Raw genomic sequence first — 23,259 nt, 5'->3', positions numbered from 1 at the left:
CGGTTGGCGGATGAATCAGTTCTGCGCAACGCCGTCCACCCGGCGGAGGGCGGGTGCGGCGGGGGAATCGGTCAGTTCGTCGGGCAGCAGGTGCTGCGGATAGTTCTGGAACGCCACGGCGCGCACGAAGCGGTCGATCGCGGCCGTGCCGACCGAGGTGGTCGCCGGGGCGGTCGTTGCAGGGTACGGCCCGCCGTGCTGCTGGGCGTAGGTCACCGAGACCCCGGTGGGCCACTGGTTCCACAGCAGCCGGCCGGCCTTGTCCACCAGGACCCGCGTGAGGTCCGCGGCCACGTCGTCGGTCTCCTCCGCGATCAGCGTCGCGGTGAGCTGTCCGTCGATGGCCCTGGCGACGTCGACGAGTTCGGTCTCGTCGTCGTAGGTCACCACCAGAGCGGTCGGACCGAAGCACTCGGTGACGAGCCGGTCCGGGTCGGCGAGCAGCGTGGTGACGTGGGTGGCCAACAGAGTCGGGGTCGGGGCTTCCCCCTCCGGCTTCGATCCGCGACGCAGGACCTCGACGCCTGATTCGGAGCTCAGTCGCCGGAGGGTGTCGTGGTAGCCCGCCACGATGCGATCGCCCAGCAGAGGCGCGGCCTGCGAGAGTTCGGTGTCGCGCAGTACCTCGGTGACGGTGGCTCCGGAGGGGACCAGCAGCAGGCCCGGTTTGGTGCAGAACTGTCCCGCGCCCAGGGTGAACGAGCCGGTGAACTCCGCGGCGATCTCGGCTCCCCTCGCCGCGTCGGCCGCGCGGGTCACGAACACCGGGTTGACGCTGCCCAGCTCGCCGAAGAACGGGATGGGCTCGGGCCGGGAGCAGGCGATGTCGAACAGTGCACGACCGCCCTCGATGGAACCGGTGAAGGCCCCCGCCTTGACCTGCGGGTGCGACAGCGCGGCCCGACCGGCCTCGGCCCCCCAGACGAGGTCGAACAGTCCGACCGGCGCACCCGCGTTCTCCAGCGCGGCGCGGACGACGGCACCGGTGGTCGCGGACAGGTCCGGATGTCCGGGGTGCGCCTTGAGGATCACCGGACAGCCGGCGGCAAGCGCCGAGGCGGTGTCACCACCGGCGACGCTGAAGGCGAACGGGAAGTTGCTGGCGGCGAAGACCACGACCGGCCCCAGCGGCACCTGGGAGCGGCGCAGCTCCGGTCGCGGCGCGCCCATCGGCCAGTCGGGGTCGGCATGGTCGATTCGGGCGTCGAGATAGGAGCCCTCGCGGACCGTCTCGGCGAAGAGTCGCAATTGGAACGTCGTGCGTGCGAGTTCACCGGCCAGCCGGCCCTCCGTGAGGTGGGTCTCGCGCCCCGCGATCGGGATGAGCACCGGGGCGGCGTCGTCGAGCGCATCGGCGACCGCCTCGAGCGCGCGGCTGCGTTCGGCGCGGTCCGTACGCGCCCACAAGCGGCCGGCTTCGGCGGACGCCGCAGCGATCCGGTCCACCTCCTCGGCCGTGGTCGGTTCTGCCGGAGCCGTGAGCTCGCGAGCCAGGTCCTTGTCGGTGGTCGTCATCGGTGGTGCCTTCCCATGCGGTTACGCGTGGACTCGGTGGGGACGAGGGCGCACCCGCGCGGGTCGTAGACGGCCGGCTCTCGTCCCGGGGCGCCGAATGTGGGTGGGACGGCGCGGACCGTCCCACCCACAGCCGCCTACTTGTAGCCCTTGGCCAGGACGTTCTTGGTGTCGGCGACGACCTGCTCCGCGACCTCGGGAGCCAGCGGGGAGCGCGGCGGGCGGCACGTGCCGCCCTTGCGGCCGGCCACGTCCATGGACAGCTTGATCGCTTGGACGAACTCGGTCTTGGAGTCCCATCGCAGCAGCGAGTGCACGTCGCGATACATCGGCAATGCCTTGGCGATGTCGGCGGGGTCGCCCGACGTGGCCAGGTTGTACAGTTCGAGACTCGCGGTGGGCAGGGCGTTGGGGTAGCCGGCGATCCAGCCGACCGCTCCGGCCAGGCCCAGCTCGAGGACGACGTCGTCGGTGCCGACCAGCAGGTCGAGATCCGGTGCGAGCTCGGCGATCTCGTAGGCGCGCCGAACGTCGCCGGTGAACTCCTTGACCGCGACGATGTGCCCCTCCGCGTGCAGCTCGGCCAAGAGCGCGGGAGAGAGATCGATCTTGGTGTCGAACGGGTTGTTGTAGGCCACGATCGGAATTCCGACCTCCGCGGCGATGCGGTAGTGCTCGACGATCGCGGCCTTGTCGGCGCGGTAGACGTTCGGGGGCAGCAGCAGGACCGAGTGCGCTCCGGACTCGGCGGCCTGTTCCACCCAGCGGCGGGTTTCGAGGGCACCGTACGCCGCGACGCCGGGCATCACGTGGAAACCGTCGGGGGCGGCCTCGACCGCGGTGGTCACCACGCGAGCGCGTTCCTCGGCGGTCAGTGTCTGGTACTCGCCGAGTGAGCCGTTCGGCGTGATGCCGTGCATGCCGCTGGCGGCGAGCCACTGGACGTGCTCGGCGAAGCCGTCGTAGTCGACCGACAGGTCGTCGTTGAACTGCAGTGCCGAGGCGACATGGATGCCGCGCCAGGGCTTGAGCTGCTCGGTCATCGAGCCTCCCCTTCATTGGGAACGAAAAGCGTAACGGCCGTAGTATGTGACATTGCACTGTCGTCCGCAAGGGCCTACTGTCTCGTGACACAGCACGCCATCACCGCTTCGGAGGAAGCCGACCTCGCTTCCCCCGGAGTGAAACACCGGGCGTGCGGCCGGCGTACGACGCGCCGCCGCCCGCACGCGACCTGCAGCATCAATGCGATCACAGCGCGATGTGTTTGCAGATCACCCTGGACATCTCATGGTTGTGCAATGTTACATGGCACACCGCATTCGCCGACTCGACGAGGAGGACTCGCGAATGGAACTGTTGACACAGGTCAACGAGTGGCTCTGGACGCCACTGGTGGTCGTGGCGTTGGGCTTCGGACTGCTGCTGACTTTCCTGACCCGATGCATGCAGATCCGGCTGCTCCCGACGATGGTTCGACAACTCGTGCGGAGCGAGCAGCGGCAGTCCGACGAGGGGATCTCCCCGTTTCAGGCGCTGTCGCTGGCCATGTCGAGCCGCGTCGGTGTCGGGAACATCGCCGGCGTCGCGACGGCGATCGCCGCGGGTGGCCCCGGAGCCCTGTTCTGGATGGCCATGATGACCTTCCTCGGCGGAGCCACTGCTTTCGTGGAGTCCACACTCGCCCAGATCTTCAAGCGCCGCATCGACGGCCAGTTCCGTGGCGGCATGCCGTACTACATCGAGAAGGGCCTCGGACTACGCAAGGTCGCGGTCGGCGCGGCCGTCGTCGCGGCGGTCCTCTACGCGGTCCTGGCGCCCGGCATCCAGTCCAACGCCATCTCCAGCAGCTTCGACTCGGCCTTGGGCATCGACCCGCTGATCAGCGCGATCGTCATCACCGTGGCGCTGGCGTTCATCATCGTCGGCGGCCGGAAACGCATCGTGAAGTTCGTCCAGGTGATCGTCCCGTTCATGGCAGGCGCCTACATCCTGGCGGCCGTGGTCGTGCTCGCGTTCAACGTGACCGCGCTGCCTTCGGCCGTGGGCCTGGTTCTCTCCAGCGCATTCGGCGCCCACTCGGTGTACGGCGGCATTCTGGGCGCGGCGATCGCATGGGGCGTGCGCCGCGCGCTGTTCTCCAACGTCGCCGGAGTCGGTGAGGGCACCTACAGCGCCGCGGCCGCCCAGGTGTCCCACCCGGCCAAACAGGGTCTGGTGCAGTGCTTGTCCGTCTACATCGACACGTTGTTCGTCTGCATGGCGACCGGATTGATGATCATCGTGACCGGTGCGTACAACGTCGAGCCTGCGGAAGGGCCCGCCCTGGCGTCGAACCTTCCCGGCACGGAAGCCGGACCCGCTTACACCCAGGCCGCGATGGATTCGGTGTCCGCCGGAGCGGGCGGCCCCTTCGTCGCGGTGGCACTCGCGCTGTTCGCCTTCTCGACCCTGGTGGCGTTCTACTACATCAGCGAGACGAATCTGGCGTATGTGCTCCGCCGGACCCCGTTGGCTGCCACCGCCGTGCTCAAGACCGCCCTCCTCGCGATGACGTTCTGGGGCGCGGTGCAGTCCGCCGACCTGATCTGGGCGATCGGGGACATCGGCTACGCCTCCCTGGCCTGGGTCAACATGCTGTGTCTGCTGCTGCTGGCGAAACCGGCGCTGCGAGCCCTGCGTGACTTCGACGCACAGCGACGACGCGGACTGGATCCGACCTTCGTCCCCGCCTCGATCGGGCTCGGCGACCTCGACTGCTGGCAGTCCGATGCCGGACGCAGCTCGACAACCCACTCGACGTCCTGAGATCGGGCCGTTCACGCCGGAGGCACGACCCAGGGGTCACCGGTTCCGGAGGTCGTCGAGGCGGCGGAGGTACTCGTCGCGGTCGATCTGGCCCGCGGCGTAGAGCTGGCGGACCTCCTGTTCGGCCCCGTCGACCCGGGACCGGTCCCGTCCGTCGCCGAGGTTGCGGGCGAGCCACACCGCACCCAGTACGACGAGCACGAGCACGGCCAGGCCGACGACTCCCCACAGGGCCATCCACCAGCCCATGCCCATCATGCCGTCCATCATGTCGACCACCGCCTCTCCGTCGGGGTGCCTGTCCGCGTGAGTGCCCGTCCCGCTGCCCGGGCATGCGGAAGGAAGGTGTTCAGAGCAGGGTGCGCCAGTAGAACCAGAACGCCTCGAACACGAGAACCACGATCGCCAGGTACCAGAGCGTCAGCACCACCGTGTGATAGCGGGCCAACACCAGCGCGACCGGCCGCCCGCCGGGGGTGAGGTGACCGCTGGTGAGGTTGTGCAGTGTCGTGTACCAGAAGATCGGGATGGTCACGACCCACACGACCATGCAGTACGGGCACAACGCGCCGATGTCGTAGAGGCTCGAGTAGATGAGCCAGTGCACGAATCCGACACCGAACGTCGTGCCCGTCTGCATTCCCAGCCAGAACCAGCGTGGCGGCCGGAAACCACACAGCAGGACCACGCCCACGGTGACCACGACCGCGAAACCACCGATGCCGAGCAGCGGGTTCGGGAACCCGAACGCGGTGGCCTGCGCACTGTCCATCACGGACCCGCACGAGACGACCGGGGTGAGCGTGCAGGTCGGCACGTGGTCGGGATTGGCGAGAGTGGCGAGCTTCTCCAGTATCAAGGCGATCGCCGCCGCCAGGCCGCCGCCGCCGCCGACGACGTACAGCCAGCCCAACCGGCGAACCGATGACGACGCCTCGGACGCGGCAGGTGCGCCCGCCCGTTCGGCGGTCATCGCGCCAATTCCTGTTCGATCTGCTCGCGCAGTTGCTCCTCCACGTCGGCGAACGTCTCCCCGGACGGCGAGAACTCACTGCCGTTGACGAAGATCGTGGGCGTGCCCGACACGCCGGCTCGGCGACCGTCGGCGCGGTCCCGTTCGATCCGTTGCGTGACGGTTTCGGAGTTCAGGTCACGGTGGAACCGGTCGAGATCGAGGCCGATCCGGCGGGCGAACTCGTCGAACCGGGCCTGTGCGCCGTTCAGGTCCGCGCTCGCCTGGCTGCCGTCGGCCGTACGCGCCCAGGACAGGTAGTTGTCGTAGAGCTCGTGGTACATCTCGCGGTATTTGCCCTGCAGCGCCGCGGCTTCCGCAGCCCGCGCGGCCGGCACGGCCAGCGGATGCATGTCCAACGGGAAGTTGCGGGTGACGAAGGTGATCCGTCCCGCGTAGTCCTCCTCGAGCTTCTTGGTGATCTTCTTGTAGTAGCCGGCGCACGCGGGACATTGATAGTCGAGGAACTCGACGATGGTCACTTCGGCGCCGGGTTTGTCCAGCAGCGTGTTGCTGTCCGGTTTCCGGAGCACGTCGGCTGCGACGGTGGAGCCTCCGCTGCGAGTGCCGTCCGCACCGTCGCTCTTGCTGCCGTTGAACAGCAGAACTCCACCGAATACGACGGCGGCGGCCAGCAGCACGACCAGAGTCAGGACGGTGTTCGTGGACAGCCTCGACCTGCGCGTCACAGGGTTTTCGGGGTTCGGCATCGACTTCCCAGGGTCGGAGTTTCGGTGATCTACTATCCTACTACATAGATACGTAGATCATCGTCGAGCCCCGGTCAGCCACCGGATACATACGACACGACCGCGGCCATACCGGTCGCCATGTGATACGCGTTGTGGCAGTGGACCAGCCACTGACCGGGGTTGTCGGCCAGCAGATCGGCGACCACCCGTTCACCGGGACCGACCATCACCGTGTCCTTTCGGGTGCCCTCCGGAAGCCGGGTGGCGTTGCCGCCTGCCGTGTCACTGACGGCGCGAATCGCGAATGTGTGCCCGTGCAGGTGCATGGGGTGGTACATCGGCGTCTGGTTGACCATCTCCAGCCGCACCCGCTGACCCTCCTGCACGGTCAGTGGCGTGATGCCGTCGAACGGACGGTCGTGGCGGTACGTCTCGGCGTTGATCCGCCACGCGAAGCTGTTCATGTCGCCGGTCAGGTACGCGGTGTGGGTCACCTCGGGCGAACGTGACGCGAGGTGAACGGCCGACGTGGCACGCAGGTCCGACAGTTTCAGCAGGCGTCCGCCGAGTTCGGCAGGCTGCACCGTCATCGCTGGAGCCTCACCACCGGCGGTGCGCACCACGCCGAAAGCCTGCGCACCCTTTCCCTCCGCCACCGCGACGAGTGGGAACACGCCGTCGTCGAGGTCGACCGACACGTCGTAGCGCTCACCGGAACCGATGTGCAGAGTGTCCACAGTGACCGGATCGACGGGAAATCCGTCCGTGTGCGTGACGGTCAGCCGGTGCCCGCCGAGCGCCACCCGGAACACCGACGCCCCCGCCGCGTTGATCAGCCGGACCCGGGCGCGCTGCCCCGGCCTGGCGCGGAACGTCTCCGGCGCGGTCGGCAACCGCCCGTTCAGCAGGTAGAAGGGGAACTCCACACTGCTGGCCATGCGGGAAGCCGGGGACTCCGGCGTGATACCGCGCGGCGGATTAGCCAGCTCGGCCGGGCGGTCGTACTGCCACGAGCCGGAGCGGTCGCTCACGGCGCCGACCTGCACGTCGGTGCGGTACCTGGCGTCCATGTCGCCGGCCTTGAGCGTGTCCAGCACCTCACCGGGAGTCGCACCCGCACCGTCGATCCAGTCGTCGAGCACCACCACGAACTCGACGTCGTGGTCGCCGGGATCGCGGGGGTCGTCGACGATCAGCGGACAGTAGAGCCCGCGCTCCCGCTGGACACCGACATGAGGATGCAGCCAGTAGGTCCCCGGATCGGGCGCGGTAAACGCGTACCGCATGTTCTCGCCGGGCGGGATGGGCGATTGCGTCAGGTGCGGCACGCCGTCCATGTCGTTACGTAACCGCAGCCCGTGCCAGTGCACCGTGGTCGGCTCCGGAAGCCGGTTGACGGCCTCGACGACGAGCTGATCCCCGGCCGAACAGCGCACGACCGGCCCCGGGACCTGCTGGTCGTAGGCCCACGTGCGCACCACACGACCGCCCAGGTCCACCGAGGCGGGCTCGGCGGTCAGCTTCGCCCGAACCGTGCGCCCGGAACCCCGGCTCCGCCGGGCTTGCTCCACCCGCGCGACCGCATCGGACGATGCCGTCACGCGCCCATTCCCCGGGGCGTCACCGGGACTCAGCGCCCACCAGGTGCCACCGGCCGCTGCCGCACCGGCGACACCGACCGCACCCAACAACACACTCCGGCGTGATACCGGCAGCTCAGGCATGCCTGCTTCTCACCTCGTTCGCCGAACTCACCCGACGTGGGCCGCGATGGACGCTCATCGACTTCTACTACTCTACGACGTAGGTACGCAGAATGGCGGAGGGTGCGGTATGACGACGAGCCGTCGACGACCGGGCAGGTCGCAGTGGAGCTGACGGAACTGGCCGTCTCCGGGCCGTTACTGGTGGCCGCACTACTGGCCGTCGCCGCCGGAACCGTGTCGTTCGCCTCGCCGTGCTGTCTGCCACTGGTGCCCGGATATCTCGGCTACCTGGCCGGACTCGTCGGCAGCCAACCGCCCCCGACGACCGAGGGTCAGGCACGACCCATGAACGGAAGGTGGCGGGTCGCGGGTGCCGCACTGCTGTTCATGACGGGATTCACGGTCGTGTTCACCAGCGCGACCGTCGCCGTACTCGGCCTCTCGGACGCACTGTTCGCCAATGAACAGTGGCTGCAACGCGCCGGGGGCATCATCACCATCGTCATGGGGCTGGTGTTCCTCGGGGCGTTCAGCCCGCTGCAGCGCGGATTGAAGCCGAAACACAAGCCGCGCGACGGACTGTGGGGCGCGCCGCTGCTCGGCGCGGTGTACGGCCTGGGGTGGACACCCTGCCTCGGCCCGACGCTGGCCGGGGTGATCGCACTGGCCAGTGGCACCCAGATCGGGCCGACCACCGCGCGGGGAATCCTGCTGATCCTCGCCTACTGCCTCGGCCTCGGCCTTCCGTTCGTGCTGCTGGCACTCGGCACCCGGTGGGCGGTACGCGCCACCGGATGGCTGCGCCGCAACATACGCCGGGTGCAACAGGCAGGCGGTGCGTTCCTGCTCGCCATCGGGTTCGCACTGGTGACCGGACTGTGGGGCGCGTTCATCTCGTGGCTGCAAGGTCCGATCGCCGGGTTCACCCTGCCGATCTGAAGCCGGGACCGGTGACAGCGCGGCCCGACGACATGTTGCGTGAAACCCCTCCGCAGGGCGACGGCCGGGGAGAACCGAGCTCTCCCGATGCCACGTACCCTGGATGCCGCTGAGGCGACACGGGAGGACGGATGCGCGGGTTCGGCGAACTCGAAACGGTCGTGATGGACCGCATATGGGACAGCGGCGACACGGTCACGGTGCGCGACGTCTTCGAAGGGCTCAAGACCACCCGGGAGATCGCCTACACGACGGTCATGTCCACAATGGACAACCTGTACCGCAAGGGCTGGCTGGACCGCGACCGACAGGGCAAGGCCTACCTGTACTGGCCCGCGCTCAGCCGCGAGGAATACAGTGCCCGGCTGATGCGGGAGGCGATGGACTCCGGCGGCGATCCCGGACTCGTCCTCACCCGATTCCTCGAACAGATCGACGACGGCGAGTCCACCCGGCTGCGGAAGGTGGTGCGGCGATGGGCATCCGGCACGGACTCCGGCTGACCCCCGCCGGCGCGCCCACTCCCGGGGAGGTCGCATGAGCATCGCGGCGTGCCTGCTCCTCTACGGTCTCGTGGTGGCCACGCTCGGTCCCCGGCTGCTCACCCGCTGGACACGGCCCGGGGTGGCTCCCCGGCTCGGTGTCGCCGTGTGGCTGGTCGCGATCATCAGTGTCCCGGCCTCGTGGGCAGCCGCAGCGGTTCTCGCACTCGTCGCGCCGACACTGGGCTCGCACCAACCCGTCCGGATCCTCGACAGTTGTCTCGCCGCGCTCGAAGCCGTGGCGGCGGGTGACGCGGGCGTGGCACTCCAAGCCGGGCTGTTCGCGCTGACCACGGGTGCGGTTGCGGCCGCGGGCTTCCTCGTCACGCGCATCGTCCGCTGGCTCCTCGCCGCACGCGCCCGCACACACGACCACGCCCGCATGGCCCGTATGGCAGGCCGAGAGCTGCCCGGCTCCGACGCGGTCGTGGTCGAATCCCCGCAACGGCTCGCCTACTGCGTCGCCGGCCGCCCGCACGCCATCGTGGTCTCCCAGGGCGCGCTGGACACGTTGGACGCACCGCATCTCGCGGCCGTCCTGGCCCACGAACGCGCCCATCTCGACGGCCGCCACCACCTGGTACTCGCCGCGACCCGGGGCCTTGCCGGCACGCTGCCGAAGGTCCCACTGTTCACCACCGGCGCCGCCGAGGTCGCCCGCCTGCTGGAGATGTGCGCCGACGACACCGCCGCCCGGGCACACGGCCGGCAGACCGTGCTCGGTGCGCTGCTCGCCCTCTCCGGCGCCGCGACCCTGCCGACCGGTGCACTCGGTGCGACCGGTGTCGGTGTGCTCGACCGTGCCGAACGCCTGGCCGAACCAGTCGGCTTCGCGCAACGCTGGCGAGCCCGCGCACTGCTGACCACAACACTCGCGCTGCTGACGGCCGGCCCGGTCATCACCGGTGCACTCTCGGCCACCGGTCTCGCGTTCTGCGACCCGAGTTTTGCGTTCTGCGATCCGCTGACCATCGCCCGGTAGCCGTAATCCCGGAGCGCACGTAACCGCCGGGCGGCCGTGATCCCCGCAGCACGGTGCACCGAAGGGTGCCGCCGTGCCCCGTACTCGGACGAGTCGCGCTACCGCGGCGCGGCCTCGGGCCGGCGCCTGCCGCGGAGGCTACCGCGACGTTTCGTACAACGAGGCGGTACCGGATGGGACACATCGGGAGCCGATCACGGTACATTTCCCGACCAGATCGGGAGGTGTTCCATGTCACAGACTGGTAGTGAATCGGGAACCACGGTCGGCGAGGCGGACGCCGACGGTGCCAACACGCGACGGTGGATCGGGCTGGGGCTCGGCCCCGTGCTCGCAGCCCTGCTGTATGTCCTGCTGCCGAACTCGTTGTCGGCGGACGGAAAGGCGGCGGCCGCAATCGCGGTCGTGATGGCCACCTGGTGGGTCACCGAGGCGATCCCGCTCGCGGCGACCGCCCTGTTGCCACTGGTGCTGTTCCCGCTGTTCGGTGTCGCCGAGATCGGCGATGTGACCGCGCCGTACGCGAGCGACATCATCTTCCTGTTCATGGGCGGGTTCATCATCGGGCTGGCCATGCAGCGCTGGGACCTGCACAAACGGTTCGCGTTGCGCACCGTAATGCTGGTGGGCACCAGCCCGGTACGGCTGATCGCGGGCTTCATGATCGCCACCGCGTTCCTGAGCATGTGGGTCAGCAATACCGCGACCGCCGTGATGATGCTGCCCGTTGGCGTGTCGGTACTCGGGTTGGTACTGCAGTTGGGCAGCGGCAAGGGGGATCCGAACTTCGCGACGGCCTTGATGCTCGGCATCGCCTACGCCGCGTCGATCGGCTCGCTGAGCACGATCATCGGCACGCCGCCCAACGCCGTGCTGGTCGGCTACCTCGGCGAACAGGGCATCTCGATCGGGTTCGGCCAGTGGATGCTGTTCGGCCTGCCGATCGCGATCGTGTTTCTCTTCCTCGCCTGGCTGATCCTGGCCAAGGTGGTCTACCGGCCCAAGTTCCGTGAGCTGCCGGGAGGCCGGGATCTGATCCGCCAGCAGCTGGACGAACTCGGCCCGATGTCGCGCGGCGAGAAGAACGCCCTCGCCGTGTTCGTCGGTGCGGCGGCGGCCTGGATCATCCTGCCGCTGCTCGCGGACGAGGAGATCATGGGCGACGCCGCACTCACCTGGCTGGAGTACGCCGACGACAGCGTGATCGCGATGATCGCGTCGGTGGTGCTGTTCATCCTTCCCGTCCGGCGGGGTGTGCGGACCATGAACTGGGACACCGCCAAGCAACTGCCGTGGGGCATTCTGCTGCTGTTCGGCGGTGGTCTCGCGCTGTCCAAGCAGTTCGAGGAGACCGGATTCGCGACCTGGCTCGGTGATCAGGTCGCCAACCTCGACGTGCTGCCGACGATCCTGTTCGTCGCCGCCGCGGTGGTGATCGTGCTGTTCATGACTGAGCTGACCAGCAACACCGCGATGGCCAGCATCTTCGTCCCGATCCTCGGCGCAGTGGCCGTCGGGCTGGGCATGGACGTGATGCTGCTGGTGGTGCCCGCAGCGCTAGCCGCGACCTGCGCCTTCATGCTGCCGGTCGCCACCCCGCCGAACGCGATCGTGTTCGGCTCCGGGCATGTCACCATCGGGCAGATGATCAAGGGCGGTGTCTGGCTGAACGTCATCGGCATCGTGCTCGTGACGCTGGGCACCTACACGCTGGGAGCCTGGATCCTGGGCATCGGGTTGTGACCCGCGGTACGCCCGCGTGGTGCAGGGTCGAAGACCCGGCGCGCGCCGCGGGACCCGGTAGGTGAACCGCACGGGAGGTCCGTTGCCGTTGCAGGCACGGACCTCCCGTGCGGCCCACGGCCATGTGGGAGGCCGCCACGCCGACCGGCGGTGCTCCGGCGCGCGGAGCGAACCGACCGGCCCCCGCTACGCCGACGAACTCGTCCGGAAGTAGACGTGTTCCGGATGAGGATGCGACAGGAAGTCGTGATGGGAGATGTCCCAGCCGTACGCGCCCGCGTGGTGGAAGACCAGCACGTCCCCCGCACGCACTCGGGACAACGGGACGTCACGGGCGAAGACGTCCTTCGGCGTGCACAGCTCGCCGACGACCGTGACCGGCGCGTCCCGCACCTCGGGCCTCGGCGCGTGCGAGCGCCACTCGTCCACGCCGAACACGGTGAACGGGTGGTTGTGCTGCCACGACACGGGCAGCCGGAAGTGGTGCGTGCCGCCCCGCACGATCACGTAGTGCGTGCCGTGGTTGGTCTTCACGTCCAGCACCTCGACCGCGTAGTAGCCGCACGCCGCGGTCAGGTACCGCCCGCATTCGAAGTCCACTTCGGCCCACCGCTCCGGCAACCGGTCCGCGAACCTCGTCAGCTCGCGCGTGAAGCCCTCCCAGTCGAACTGCGCCCCGAGGTCGGCGTAGTTGATGCCGATGCCGCCACCGACATTGAGCACCTCGCACCGGATGTCGAACTCCGACTCCCAGGCGAGGACCTTGGCGCGGTAGAGCTCCAGCATCTCCAGGTGCGCGGCGGCGGACAGGTTGTTCGACAGGGAGTGCAGGTGGAACCCGGCCGGCCGGATACCCGGCAACTTCTTCGCCGCGGTCACCGCCTCGCCGAGCACGGACTCGTCGATGCCGAACTGCGTCGGGCGGCCGGCCATCGCCAACGTCGCCGACGGGAACGGCCCCGCGAGATTCACCCGCAGCAGCACATCCACCCGGGCCGACATGCGCGTGGCGACCTCGGAGATCCGGTAGAGCTCGAGCACGCTCTCCGCATGCAACCGCCGCACGCCGTGTCCGATGGCGTCGGCGATCTCCCGTTCCGTCTTGGCGGGGCCGCCGAAGATCACCGCGGAGTCCGGACCGGCGCCGCGAGCCTTCGCCACCTCGCCGCCCGAGGCCACCTCGAACCCCGCCACATGCGGCGCCAACGCCTCCAGGATCTCCGGCGCGCTGTTCGCCTTCATCGCGTAGAACATGCGGAACGGTTCGGGCAGCGCCGAGACGGTGGCGTGAACGTGCCGGGTGAGCGCGTCCAGGTCGTAACCGTAGAGGCACACCGGGTCCGCGCCCTCGGCACGCTCGGCGAGCAGGCCGGCAAGCACGTCGTTCATCCCCGCCTCCGGTGGTCGTCCAGGTGCGAGCGCAGCGCCCGCGCCGCGATCCCCCGTTCCTCGCCGAGCACGAACGTGCGCACCCCAGCTGCCAGCCATTCGGCATGGTCGGCCCGCTCGCGCGGAATGGCGCAGAACGGCACTCCGCGTGCGTCGCACGCCGCACTGACCTTCCGGACCGCCTCGCGCACCACCTCGTGCCGGGTCTGCCACGGCACGCCGTAGGACTGGGACAGGTCGGCGGCGCCCTCCAGGACGAGATCGATGCCGCCACCGTCGAGAATGGACTCGATGTCGTCGACGCCTTCGGCGTCCTCGATCATCGCGACAACCATGGTCTCCTCGTTCGCCCTGCGCACGTACTCGGCGAGATCGAGCCTGCCGAAACCCGGCACGCGGCCGCCGTTCAGACTTCGCATACCTTCGGGCGCATATTTGGCTGCCCGGACGACGTCGTCCACATCGGATCGATGTCGGACGTGGGCCACGACAACGCCCATGGCACCGCCGTCGAGCACGCGGAGGATGCCAGCCGCGTCCCCCTCGGCGAGCCGCACGAACGGCGTGAGGCCCACCGCCTCCGCTGCTCTGATCATGTTCTCCACCTGCTGCGGATCGACCAGCGTGTGCTCGGTGTCGATGATGACGAAGTCGTACCCGGCACAGCCGATCATCTCCACCATCGCCGGCGATGGCGTGGAGCAGAACAGCCCGTAGACCTCCTCGCCCGCCTGGATCTTCTGCTTGACCGCGTTCGTCGTCAGCATCAGCCCTCCTCGGCAAGAGGGTTCGGCACGGTCTGCAACCGCAGCTCGGTGTCGGGCAGCAGCCTGCGAGTGGTCAGCTTCTCGACGTCGATGCCGGGCTTGGCCACGTCGAAGGTCACGAAGCGTTCGGCGAACTCGGGGAAGCGTTGCCGGTAGGCGCCGATGCGCTCCCGCACGATCGCCCAGAACTCCCGCTCGTCGAACCCGTAGGCGTCGGCGAGGAAGATACCGAGCTCGCCGATGTTGATGAAGAAGAACGCGTCCAGTACGAAGTCCGCGACCAGGCCGAGATCATCGGTCTCGACGAACGAGTTGCGGTTGCCGTGGCCCTCGGGGGTATCCCGCAGTGTCGGGCACCGTTCCGGATCGGCCAACTCCGCGCGGGAGAACCGGACGCCATCGTGGAAGTCCTTGAGCGCCACCCGTGTCGGCACCCCGTCGGAGTGCACCAGCACCATGTTCTGCGCATGCGATTCGACCGCGATCCCGTGCCGGCACAGCAGATGGATCACCGGCAGGACGCTGACATCCACCACCCGCTTGAGCCACTCGGCCGGTCCCAGCCGCCTGACCCATGGGTCGATGAGCGGTGTGCCGTCCAGCTCGCACGCGGTGAGCCCGTTGAACGGAACGGCCCGCTCACCGTCCTCGAGCATGTCGTGCAGGTTCTCCCGCCAGATACAGGACAGTGTGCCATAGGTGTCGGTGCCGTAGGTCTCACCGGAGACGGTCTCCGTGCTGACGGCCGTCCCCATCACCTCGCCGAGCACGATGAGCCGGCACTCCTCGCGCAGGAACGGGTCGCCGTCGACCACCCCGCGCAACCACTCGGAGATCCGGGGCGCGTTGGCGACGGTGTGGGGCGCGAGAACCCGGCTTGTCGAGGTGTTGACAATGGACAGTGCGAGCTTGAGGTAGGGGCGGCCGTCACAGGACAATGTCCGAATCGACTGCTGTGGCGAGAACCTCATGGGGTCCTCGCCGAGCACGACCAGGTCGCCGCTCGCCAGCTGCTCGGCGAAGGCGCCCGTCACCACTTCACGCCACTGCCACGGGTGCACCGGCAGATACGTGTACTCGCCCGGGTCGGCGCGCCGCGTGAATTCGTCGTAGACCTCCTCGCCGAGCTGCGCGCGGAGGTAGTCCCGCTCGTCCACGACGGAAACCTTCGACACCTCGGCGATGCTCCGGCGCGCGGCCAGCCACAGTGGACGTATCCCGGGGGCGAACTCCGGGCCGAACGCGAGGTTGTCCTCGACGTCGAAACCCATGCGGGACTTGTACGTCGGGTGGTACCGGTGGCCGTCGGTGATGGCACACTCCAGCCGGTCGTAGCCGGAATCCGCCAGCACGTCACCGCGTTCGGCGCGGGCCAGCTGCGCCAGCGCGTCGTTGAGCTCTGTCCGCGCGAGCTCGCGTGCGAATCTCACCAGGCAGTCGGGATCCGCGGTGACGGCGTCGCGCACCTCGTGCAGGAATCGCAACGCCGACTCGGCCTCCTCGGTCGTATCGGCAATGCGCAGGACGGGATCCCGGCCGAGCCCCACCCGGCCGAAGCCGTGTCTGCGGAACGCGGTGAACTCGTACGACACGCCGTCCCCGTCGACGCGGTAACGGCCCGGCCCTACCTCCTCGGCCTTGATCGCCTGTTCGTAGACCAGTGATTCCAGCAGCTGACGCAACACCCTGCGCCGGACCGTGCCGAAGCCCGGTCCGGTCAGTGCGCGCTCGACGAACTCCACAGTCACGTCATCACCTCGTGCAACGGGTTTCCCACCTCGACGTAGAGCGCCCGTTCCCCGAGTCCGAGGAACCGGTTCACCAGATTCGCCTTCGCCGGCAGCGTCGGCGAGGCCAGAAGGTCGGCCGCGTAGCGGCCGGGGCAGTGATCGCGCAGGAAGTCGGCCAACTGGGCCCACAGCGCCTCCTCCCCCACGTCGGTGCATGTTCCGAGTACGTGGACGAGGTGTCCGAAGTGGTTGGTCACCAGGTGATAGCGCAGTCGCAGCCAGGCCTCGTCGTCGCTGTAGCGCAGCGGGCTGTCCTGCGGCACGTCCGCGCGGTCCGCGCTGGCACTGGTGCCTTCCATATCGCGCACCCAGAACCGGGTCGGCCAGCCGTGTTCGGTGTGCACCAGCGAGTTCTGCACGTGCGCTTCGAAGCTCACACCGTCGCGGGTGAACGCGTACAGCAGTGGGCGCAGCGAGATCGATGCGTATTGCCGGAGCCACGCGGCCGGGTCGGCGCCGGACTCCCGTACGAGGGCGGCGAGCGCGGGCTCCTTCCCACCCGTTCCGGGCTCCAGCAGCCCGGCTACGACGCGCGGTGCCCATCGCGATCCGGGGAACGGGTTCTCCCGGAACAGCACCGCGGTCTCGGCCGCGAGATCGCCTGCGACGACGGGATCCACCATGCGGTATCCGGTCTCGATGAGCACGCCGAGTTCCGCAGGCCACCGGTGGCGCAGTCCGGCGATCAGCCGCCCGGCATCGGCCGACCTGCGGACATGCTCGACCGGGTTGTTCCGGATGAAGTTCGTGATCCGCACGTGCAACGGGAGTTTCCAGGTGACGGCCGACGCGGGATCGCACACGGTACGCACCGACGACGTCGGATACACCGGCGATCCGGCCGGGCCGAGTGCCGCGATGGCACCGCGGTCCAGCAACGGTTGCATGCCGGGCTGGTTGACCAGGAAGTCGGCCTGCCACGGATGGACCGGCAACAGCACCCGGCCCGGCGGTGCCTCGACACCGGACGGTAGCCACGGCCCCCGCGCGACACGCTCCGCATGCACGAGCTCGGGGTCGACGGCGAAGAAGTGCAGTCTGAACTCGGCGCCCAGCTCAGGCGCATAGCGCCGCAGGTCCTGCTCGTCGAAGCCTTCCGTACTCTTCGGCGTCGGATGGAACGGGTGCCCGCGCAACAGCGACTGTTCCGCCTGCCGCGTGAACCCCCGGGCATCACGCGGCCCGGCGGGTTCGTCGCGTGCGAGGAAACGCGCGATGTGCTGGGTGCTGTTGGCAATCTGCCGTGCCAGCGCGTCTCGTCCCTCCGCACGGCCGTGCCGCGCCACGAGCTCGTCGAGCAGGACGTCGACGACGCGGTCGTGCGCGAGCACCTCGGAATCGCTGTCGAGGCGTATCGCAGCGGTCGGAGTGTGGTGCCCGAACGGTGAGACGTGGGCGAGTTCGATCACGAGCGTGTCGTCGATCGCTTGCAGCGGTACGCGCACGGTCGGTCCGTGCACCTCGTGCCCGATCTCGCGAAGGAAGGCGTTGACGAGTCGCTGCCGGGTGGCTGCCTGCGCGTCGGTGTCAGACATGAGCGCTCCTCGGTTCGGGGGCAACGGTGATCGGGGCGTGGCTGTGTCGACCGGCACTCCGCACGGCCAGCAGCGCGGCGATGCCGAGCAGGACGCCGATGGCGCCGAACGCTCCCACCGGCGGGAGAGTGACCGCGATGACCGCCCCGAACAGCGGCCCGACCACCTGGCCGAAATCGAGCACGCCGGTGGAGAATCCGAAAGCGGTGCCGGACAGCCGCTCGCGCACCCGCGCACTCGTCACGTGCAGCACCGACTGCAGGAACGCGGCGAAGCAGAATCCCTGCACCATGCGCAGCGGGATCAGCAGCTCCACCGAGGTCACCACGGCCTGGAGGGTGGCCGCGATCGCGCAGCACGCGGCCGCGATCGCGAACCCGCGCTGGGCGAGGGCACGGTCGTTGTACCGGCCCCACCACGGTCCCCCGGCCCACGACGCCGCCCAGGTCGTCGCCTGCAGCACGCCGACCCACATCGCCGCGTCGGCGATCGAGCCGGTGATGCGGTGAATCTGCGGTGCGAACACCACCACGAGCGCGTAGATCGCGGCCTGGCCGGCCAGCCCGGCCAGCAGCACGTTGCGCGTGTCGGGCCGGCGCAACAGCACACCCGCGGCGGCGCGCAGCGGCGCGCGCTCACCCGATGCCGGTAGCCGCTCGGGTTCGGTCAGCAGCCATGCCGCAGCCACGCTCGAACACGCGAGCAGCCCGGCCACGGTCACGAAGATCGGGCCGAATCCCCATGTTCCCGCCAGCACTCCGCCTGCCAGTGGTCCCAACAGGGCGCCGGCCGCGGTGGCGCCGAACAACCCGCCGAGCACCCGTCCGCGCCGGTCCTCGGCGGCGAGCGTGCTGGCGTACGTGGCGGTCGCGCTCACCACCCCGCCGCACGCGCCCTGCAACAGGCGGAACGCGAGGAAGGCACCGGGGGTGGTGGCCAGCGCCATGAGCACCAGCGAGATTGCCAGACCGGCATGTGCCCGCACCACCATGGCCTTACGCCCGTACCGGTCTCCCACCGCTCCCCACAGCGGCCCGGTGATCATCTGCGTCACCGCCGGCGCGGCGAGCGAGACCCCGGTCCACAGCGCGATGTCCCCGGGTGGCGTGCCCAGTTGAGCAAGGTAGAACGGCAGCAGCGGGACCACGACGGTCAGTCCCGCCGTGGCTGCGAACTGCCCGAGCCAGAGCACCGCGAACGTCTGTCTCTGCTCCGTCATGCGGGCACCTCGGCCAGCGGGTTCGGTACCGACCCGGTACCGGCAGGCATGGAGACACCGTTGGAAGGCCCCCGGTCCAGCAACGGACCGAGCACCGTGCGACTCGGCCAGGTGGGGGCGCGCAGCAGCCGCTCGGCGATCATGTCGCCGAGCCCGCCCGGTAACTCCATCCGGTCGAGGCACGCGACGACCGCGTGTCGCAACTGTGTCCACAGTGCACGCTCGTCGAGCTCGAAGTACCGGCACAGCGCGTCGACGATGCCGTACAGATTCACCTGGAGGCCGAGTGTCTGGAAGTAGCCGATCAGCTCCTCGCCGGTGTCCAGCCGCAGCGACTGCCTGGCGCCGGGCTTGATGGCGTAGCCCGGTTCGGGCAGGCCCGCGGCGGACATCCATTCCGGCACATACCGCAGTGTGTCGTGATCGCGCAGCACGAACACCGGCGCGTCCCCGCCGTCGAACGCGACCACGACGTTCTGCCCGTGGAGTTCGGGGAGCACGCCGTGGCGCAGGAAGCCCATCCCGAGCTCGCAGAACGCGCCCGCGAGCCCGGCGAAGAACCGCATCGGGTCGCCGCCCGGCACCAGGGTCGGCGCCAGCGTGTGCCACTCGTGCGCGGCGAGTGCGGCCATCGGGACGGCGACTGCATCGCCCAGGTTCGGATACGTCCGCACCTGTGCGGCGAGCTGACCCGGCCGGTCGGCGAACTCGTCACCGTCGGACCACCCGCACCAGACGCCCTCGTCACACAGGCGCACGCGCTCCCGGAGCACCGGATCGGAGTCGATGACGGCCCGCATCGTGCGCTGCGCCTTGTCGCCGTTGTCGAGGTACCGCGGCGGAAGCAGCCGTTGCGCACCCAGCGTGGCCACGCCCAGCGGAAGCTTGACGTGGCGCGTACCGGGCTCCGACATCGCCACGGTGCGCAGCGACGCCGTCGGGTGGAAACGCCCGAGGTCGCGCGTGACCGGCACGATCGCGCCGGCGGCGAACTCGTCGGCGAACTCCCGCATCAGCACGTTCTCGTACTGCCAGGGGTGTACCGGCAGGATCGCGTACCTGGCGGTGTCGACTCCGGCGAACCCGATCGCTTCCTGCAGGTGGGCCAGTTCGTCGGTCTGCAGGACCAGGGCCGCAAGGCCCGCGGATCGTGGGTCCTCGCCCGCCCGAACGAACCGCGTGCGCACCGCGACCCAGTCGAGACCGAGCGGTTTCTCCCGCATGGGGCCGTATTGTGCGAGCTCCGCCGCCGTCCATCCCGCCGCGGCGCGCGCGGTGGGGTGGAACGGGCGGTTCCTCGTCGCGGCCATGCGCTCGCCTTCCAGCAGGTCGACGGTGTCACCGCGGCGGCGCGCGGCGAGCACCGTCGACGCGTGTGCGATCGCGGTCGCGACATCGCAGGACACCCCGGCGACCCGGGACGCATCCGGGACGGCCAGTCGCAACAGCTCATCCGGGCTCACAGGCCTGCCGTTGTGACTTGCCGGCCCCCGATCCAGGCGGTATCGCTGCAATGCGCCGCCGTCGCGCACGGCGACGGAGATCTCGCCGCCGGCGACCGGCACGCTGAGGGTTCCGTCGGCACTCACGCGGGCATCGCCGAAACCCGATACGTTCTCCTGGATCAGGGCATCCACGAGATCACGCAGCACCAGCTCGTCCGCGTCGTCGTCGATCACTGAGACCACAGCCATCACCGATTCAGTACAGGCTCAGCCACGTGCCGGTACCCGACTCGGCGGCTCTGCGGTAGACCTCACCTGCGCACGCGATGTCCTCGACCGCCATACCCATCGGATTCAGCACGATGATCTCGTCGTCGTTATCCCGGCCGGGACGTTCGCCCGCGAGGATCTCGCCGAGTTCGGCGTGCAGCTGCTCACGGGAGAAGGACCCTTCGAGTACCAGCTGGTTGATGATCTTCTTCTCGCGGTTGCTCTGCTCCCAGTCGTCCACGACGACCTTGTCGGCGCCGAGGAACACATCCTTGTGGACGTCCATGATGGACACGTTGCACAACAGCGCTCCCCGCTTGAGCCAGGAGAACGTGATGTAGGGCTTGTCGGTGACCGTGCACGGAACCACGAGATCACCCTGGCCGACCGCGTCCTCGGCGGAGCCGGCCACGACGGCCTTGACGTTCGGGTGCTCCCGCATGATCCGTTCGGACAGCGCATTCGCCGCGTCCTGGTTCACGTCGTAGAGGTGGACCGTCGTGATGTGGTCGAACTGCTGCAGCAGCGCGGTGGCCTGCGTGCTGCCGATGAGGCCGCAGCCGACCAGTGAGACATCGGTGAAACCGCTCACGGCGAGGTGCCGGGCGGCCAGGCAGGTGACGCCCGCGGTGCGCCAGGCGCTGATCAAGCTGCCCTCCATGACGGCGACCGGGTATTTGGTGGCCGGGTCGTTGAGCACTATCAGCGCACTGGCGCGCTCTTTGCCCTCGCGCGTGGGATTGTCGTGCTTGCTGCCGATCCATTTGATCCCCGACATACCGGGTTCGCCGACGTGCGCGGGCATCGCGATGATGCGGTCGGCGATGTGCCCGCCGGGACCGTCGGTACGCAGGTACGGCTTGAGCGGCTGCACGGTCTCGCCGCGCGCGTGGGCGATGAGCCCGTCGCGCAGCGCGCCGACGTACAGGTCGGAGTGCTCACCACCGACCGCGGCGACATCGGACCGGGACAGATACAGCATCCGGACGGTGTCTTCCACCGGTTCCTCCTTCACGATGAATGCTCCGTACGGCGCTGGTGGACGCCGGCGAGCCAGTTGTCGTCGTAGACGAGATCGAGATAGCGATCACCCCGATCGGGAAACACCGCGACGATCCGTCCAGGGCGGTCGAGCCGTGGCAGCGTCCGCTGGATCGCGGCCACCACGGCACCGGTGGAGCCGCCTGCGAAAACACCCTCGGTGGCGAGGAGTTCCCTGCATCCCTTCGCAGCGGCGACGTCGTCGACGTAGACCACCTCGTCGATCTCTTCCGGTCTGCACAGCTCGGGCACGCGGCTGGATCCGATACCGGGGATGTCCCGTGGGCCGGGAGCGCCGCCGAAGATCACGGAGCCGACCGCGTCGACCGCGATCACCCGCATCCCGGGGAACTCCTCACGGAGCCGGCGTGCGCACCCGAGAATGCTGCCGGTAGTGCTGACCGCGGCGAAGAGGTACTCCGGCGGGCGGACCAGCTGCTCGGCCAGTTCCGCCCCGGTGCCGTGGTAGTGCGCCTGCCAGTTGCGGTCGTTGGCGTACTGGTTGATCCACACGGCGTCGGGGTCGGCGGCGAGCAGCTCGTTCACCCTGCGGATGCGCGAGTGCAGGTAGCCGCCTGCCTCGTCCACGTCGTCGACCATCTCCACGTCCGTGCCGAGGCTGCGCAGCAGTGCGATGTTCGCGGTCGTCGTCTTGGGGTCCAGTACGCAGGTGAACCGCAGTCCCCGTACCCGCGCGGCCATCGCGAGCGCGATGCCGAAATTGCCCGAGCTGCTCTCGACGAGGCGGCAGCCGGGCGTGATCGACCCGTCGCGCAGGCCGGAGTCGACGATGTAGCGCGCCGAGCGGTCCTTCATACTGCCGCCCGGATTCATCAACTCCAGCTTCGCCAGGACGTCGAACTCCGGCTGCGGGAACAGCCGGTTCAGTGCGACGACCGGGGTATTTCCGACACAGTCGAAGACGGATTCGGCAATCGACTCGTCGGGCTCGGCAACAGTGTCGGCGGCAGTAGCCACGTTTCTCCCTTGCTAGAGCGGCCGGAACGGGCGTTGTCGACGCCTGGCACGCTAGCAAAGGTTAGGCTTACTTAAATAGGCCAGCGGGGTGAGTAGCCTCACCGGCGGGTGGTCTTGACCGCCGCGCAACACGAGGACGGGGCTTCCCGTCCGCAGCCGGGAGCCCTGGGGCGGCGACCCTCGGCGCCGGCGACGACCTGCCGTAACCGACCGAAGCGCAACGCGAACGGCCGGCTGTGAGACACCGCTCGTCGACCAAGGTCTTGATCTTGGTCGACGAGGTCAGCCTCGGACCGGCTCACCCTCCGGTGTGAGGACCCACCACACGTCTCCGACACCTTGTCCGCTCAGGTCGCCGGGCTCCTGGTCGCCGGCGTAGTAGTAAAGGGGCCATCCGTTGAGGGTGAGCTGGGGGCTGCCGTCGACGCCGGTGATGGTGCCGATCTCGCCACTGATTCCCTCGACGTCGGGCGTCTCGTCCCCCGGGACCGCGGGCCAGTTCTGCGCACACTGCCCCTCGCACGTCGAGGTTCCGGAACCCCGGTCGTCGCTGTCGAACTGATAGAGAACCATGCCGTCGTCGTCGACCACGATCGTGCCGAGTTCGGTATCGGCGGTTCGCAGTCCCGGGGCGCCGCCGGAGTCCCCGTCGCCGGTCGCCGGGGGTGCTCCGTAACGCCCGTTGCCGGTGTCACCGGAGTCCGTCGACGATCCGTCGCCGCCCTCGCCTCCACCGCATGCAGTGAGCGTGAGCAGGAGGAATGGCACCGCCACGGCCTTGAGAGTGCGTCTGGTCTTCATGGTTCACGCCTTCCTGTCCTCGCGGGTGCTGGCCCACTGTTCGGGGCACTCGTGAAACACGAGGCGCGAGCCGGTGCGGTTCATC

20 protein-coding genes are annotated in these 23,259 nt (G+C 69.0%); 5 read left to right on the top strand and 15 right to left on the bottom strand.

Annotated elements, in window-relative coordinates; translation table 11 throughout:
• Positions 1–15 precede the first annotated feature (15 nt).
• A complete protein-coding gene (locus FB384_RS12640) occupies positions 16–1,515 on the bottom strand; it encodes an aldehyde dehydrogenase (NADP(+)) (RefSeq protein ID WP_183782920.1) in 1,500 nt (499 codons plus the stop codon).
• Between the two features lie 137 nt (positions 1,516–1,652).
• Complete coding sequence (locus FB384_RS12635) at positions 1,653–2,558, bottom strand: dihydrodipicolinate synthase family protein (protein WP_183782918.1); 906 nt, start codon at positions 2,556–2,558, stop codon at positions 1,653–1,655.
• 307 nt (positions 2,559–2,865) lie between these two features.
• Here FB384_RS12635 and FB384_RS12630 point away from each other — a divergent pair, with 307 nt between their 5' ends.
• Positions 2,866–4,323, top strand: coding sequence for an alanine/glycine:cation symporter family protein (locus tag FB384_RS12630; RefSeq protein ID WP_183782916.1), 1,458 nt, complete (start codon positions 2,866–2,868; stop codon positions 4,321–4,323).
• Positions 4,324–4,359: 36 nt separating this feature from the next.
• On the opposite strand, the gene FB384_RS12625 is transcribed toward FB384_RS12630, so the two are convergent.
• The 4 genes from FB384_RS12625 to FB384_RS12610 form a co-directional block, all read right to left on the bottom strand.
• On the bottom strand, positions 4,360–4,602 hold the full coding sequence (locus FB384_RS12625) for an SHOCT domain-containing protein (protein ID WP_183782914.1): 243 nt from the start codon (positions 4,600–4,602) through the stop codon (positions 4,360–4,362).
• Between the two features lie 70 nt (positions 4,603–4,672).
• On the bottom strand, positions 4,673–5,296 hold the full coding sequence (locus FB384_RS12620) for a vitamin K epoxide reductase family protein (RefSeq protein WP_183782912.1): 624 nt from the start codon (positions 5,294–5,296) through the stop codon (positions 4,673–4,675).
• Positions 5,293–6,045, bottom strand: a complete 753-nt coding sequence (locus FB384_RS12615; RefSeq protein ID WP_183782910.1) for a DsbA family protein — start codon at positions 6,043–6,045, stop codon at positions 5,293–5,295. The genes FB384_RS12620 and FB384_RS12615 overlap by 4 nt, the downstream gene beginning before the upstream one ends.
• Positions 6,046–6,119: 74 nt before the next feature.
• Entirely contained in the window at positions 6,120–7,751 is a 1,632-nt protein-coding gene (locus tag FB384_RS12610) for a multicopper oxidase family protein (protein WP_183782908.1), read from the bottom strand.
• A 144-nt stretch (positions 7,752–7,895) separates the two neighbouring features.
• Here FB384_RS12610 and FB384_RS12605 point away from each other — a divergent pair, with 144 nt between their 5' ends.
• The 4 genes from FB384_RS12605 (at position 7,896) to FB384_RS12590 (ending at position 11,939) form a co-directional block, all read left to right on the top strand.
• Positions 7,896–8,672 carry a cytochrome c biogenesis CcdA family protein gene (locus FB384_RS12605; RefSeq protein WP_183785426.1) on the top strand — a complete coding sequence of 259 codons (777 nt, stop codon included), beginning with the start codon at positions 7,896–7,898 and terminating at the stop codon, positions 8,670–8,672.
• 131 nt (positions 8,673–8,803) lie between these two features.
• Positions 8,804–9,175, top strand: coding sequence for a BlaI/MecI/CopY family transcriptional regulator (locus tag FB384_RS12600; RefSeq protein ID WP_183782907.1), 372 nt, complete (start codon positions 8,804–8,806; stop codon positions 9,173–9,175).
• Between the two features lie 34 nt (positions 9,176–9,209).
• A complete protein-coding gene (locus FB384_RS12595) occupies positions 9,210–10,196 on the top strand; it encodes a M56 family metallopeptidase (RefSeq protein WP_183782906.1) in 987 nt (328 codons plus the stop codon).
• A 231-nt stretch (positions 10,197–10,427) separates the two neighbouring features.
• On the top strand, positions 10,428–11,939 hold the full coding sequence (locus FB384_RS12590; protein WP_183782905.1) for an SLC13 family permease: 1,512 nt from the start codon (positions 10,428–10,430) through the stop codon (positions 11,937–11,939).
• A gap of 186 nt (positions 11,940–12,125) precedes the next feature.
• On the opposite strand, the gene FB384_RS12585 is transcribed toward FB384_RS12590, so the two are convergent.
• The 9 genes from FB384_RS12585 to FB384_RS12545 form a co-directional block, all read right to left on the bottom strand.
• Positions 12,126–13,328 carry a type III PLP-dependent enzyme gene (locus tag FB384_RS12585; RefSeq protein WP_183782903.1) on the bottom strand — a complete coding sequence of 401 codons (1,203 nt, stop codon included), beginning with the start codon at positions 13,326–13,328 and terminating at the stop codon, positions 12,126–12,128.
• The gene (locus tag FB384_RS12580) at positions 13,325–14,095 is read right to left on the bottom strand and encodes an HpcH/HpaI aldolase family protein (RefSeq protein WP_183782902.1); all 771 of its coding nucleotides are present in this window, start codon (positions 14,093–14,095) and stop codon (positions 13,325–13,327) included. Before FB384_RS12580 ends, FB384_RS12585 begins: the two co-directional genes overlap by 4 nt.
• The gene (locus FB384_RS12575) at positions 14,095–15,843 is read right to left on the bottom strand and encodes an IucA/IucC family protein (protein ID WP_183782899.1); all 1,749 of its coding nucleotides are present in this window, start codon (positions 15,841–15,843) and stop codon (positions 14,095–14,097) included. Before FB384_RS12575 ends, FB384_RS12580 begins: the two co-directional genes overlap by 1 nt.
• On the bottom strand, positions 15,840–17,420 hold the full coding sequence (locus tag FB384_RS12570) for an IucA/IucC family protein (RefSeq protein ID WP_183782897.1): 1,581 nt from the start codon (positions 17,418–17,420) through the stop codon (positions 15,840–15,842). The genes FB384_RS12575 and FB384_RS12570 overlap by 4 nt, the downstream gene beginning before the upstream one ends.
• Positions 17,413–18,639 carry an MFS transporter gene (locus FB384_RS12565; protein WP_183782894.1) on the bottom strand — a complete coding sequence of 409 codons (1,227 nt, stop codon included), beginning with the start codon at positions 18,637–18,639 and terminating at the stop codon, positions 17,413–17,415. The genes FB384_RS12570 and FB384_RS12565 overlap by 8 nt, the downstream gene beginning before the upstream one ends.
• Positions 18,636–20,333, bottom strand: coding sequence for an IucA/IucC family protein (locus FB384_RS12560; protein ID WP_221212710.1), 1,698 nt, complete (start codon positions 20,331–20,333; stop codon positions 18,636–18,638). Before FB384_RS12560 ends, FB384_RS12565 begins: the two co-directional genes overlap by 4 nt.
• Positions 20,334–20,340: 7 nt before the next feature.
• Entirely contained in the window at positions 20,341–21,354 is a 1,014-nt protein-coding gene (gene sbnB, locus FB384_RS12555; protein ID WP_308216711.1) for a 2,3-diaminopropionate biosynthesis protein SbnB, read from the bottom strand.
• A gap of 11 nt (positions 21,355–21,365) precedes the next feature.
• Positions 21,366–22,373, bottom strand: a complete 1,008-nt coding sequence (gene sbnA / locus FB384_RS12550) for a 2,3-diaminopropionate biosynthesis protein SbnA (protein WP_183782892.1) — start codon at positions 22,371–22,373, stop codon at positions 21,366–21,368.
• A gap of 282 nt (positions 22,374–22,655) precedes the next feature.
• Positions 22,656–23,174, bottom strand: coding sequence for a COG4315 family predicted lipoprotein (locus tag FB384_RS12545; protein ID WP_183782890.1), 519 nt, complete (start codon positions 23,172–23,174; stop codon positions 22,656–22,658).
• Positions 23,175–23,259 lie beyond the last annotated feature (85 nt).

Origin of the sequence: Prauserella sediminis, from assembly GCF_014195435.1 — a bacterium.
Lineage (GTDB): Bacteria > Actinomycetota > Actinomycetes > Mycobacteriales > Pseudonocardiaceae > Prauserella > Prauserella salsuginis.
The sequence above is the reverse complement of the archived record's forward strand: the minus strand, read 5'-3'. Positions and strand labels throughout refer to the sequence as shown.

Bases quoted from the DNA above. Each gene is read 5' to 3' on its own strand.
- FB384_RS12640 (WP_183782920.1), bottom strand. From the start codon at position 1,515: ATGACGACCACCGACAAGGACCTGGCTCGCGAGCTCACGGCTCCGGCA.
- FB384_RS12635 (WP_183782918.1), bottom strand. From the start codon at position 2,558: ATGACCGAGCAGCTCAAGCCCTGGCGCGGCATCCATGTCGCCTCGGCA.
- FB384_RS12630 (WP_183782916.1), top strand. From the start codon at position 2,866: ATGGAACTGTTGACACAGGTCAACGAGTGGCTCTGGACGCCACTGGTG.
- FB384_RS12620 (WP_183782912.1), bottom strand. From the start codon at position 5,296: ATGACCGCCGAACGGGCGGGCGCACCTGCCGCGTCCGAGGCGTCGTCA.
- FB384_RS12615 (WP_183782910.1), bottom strand. From the start codon at position 6,045: ATGCCGAACCCCGAAAACCCTGTGACGCGCAGGTCGAGGCTGTCCACG.
- FB384_RS12610 (WP_183782908.1), bottom strand. From the start codon at position 7,751: ATGCCTGAGCTGCCGGTATCACGCCGGAGTGTGTTGTTGGGTGCGGTC.
- FB384_RS12600 (WP_183782907.1), top strand. From the start codon at position 8,804: ATGCGCGGGTTCGGCGAACTCGAAACGGTCGTGATGGACCGCATATGG.
- FB384_RS12595 (WP_183782906.1), top strand. From the start codon at position 9,210: ATGAGCATCGCGGCGTGCCTGCTCCTCTACGGTCTCGTGGTGGCCACG.
- FB384_RS12590 (WP_183782905.1), top strand. From the start codon at position 10,428: ATGTCACAGACTGGTAGTGAATCGGGAACCACGGTCGGCGAGGCGGAC.
- FB384_RS12585 (WP_183782903.1), bottom strand. From the start codon at position 13,328: ATGAACGACGTGCTTGCCGGCCTGCTCGCCGAGCGTGCCGAGGGCGCG.
- FB384_RS12580 (WP_183782902.1), bottom strand. From the start codon at position 14,095: ATGCTGACGACGAACGCGGTCAAGCAGAAGATCCAGGCGGGCGAGGAG.
- FB384_RS12570 (WP_183782897.1), bottom strand. From the start codon at position 17,420: ATGTCTGACACCGACGCGCAGGCAGCCACCCGGCAGCGACTCGTCAAC.
- FB384_RS12565 (WP_183782894.1), bottom strand. From the start codon at position 18,639: ATGACGGAGCAGAGACAGACGTTCGCGGTGCTCTGGCTCGGGCAGTTC.
- FB384_RS12560 (WP_221212710.1), bottom strand. From the start codon at position 20,333: ATGGCTGTGGTCTCAGTGATCGACGACGACGCGGACGAGCTGGTGCTG.
- FB384_RS12545 (WP_183782890.1), bottom strand. From the start codon at position 23,174: ATGAAGACCAGACGCACTCTCAAGGCCGTGGCGGTGCCATTCCTCCTG.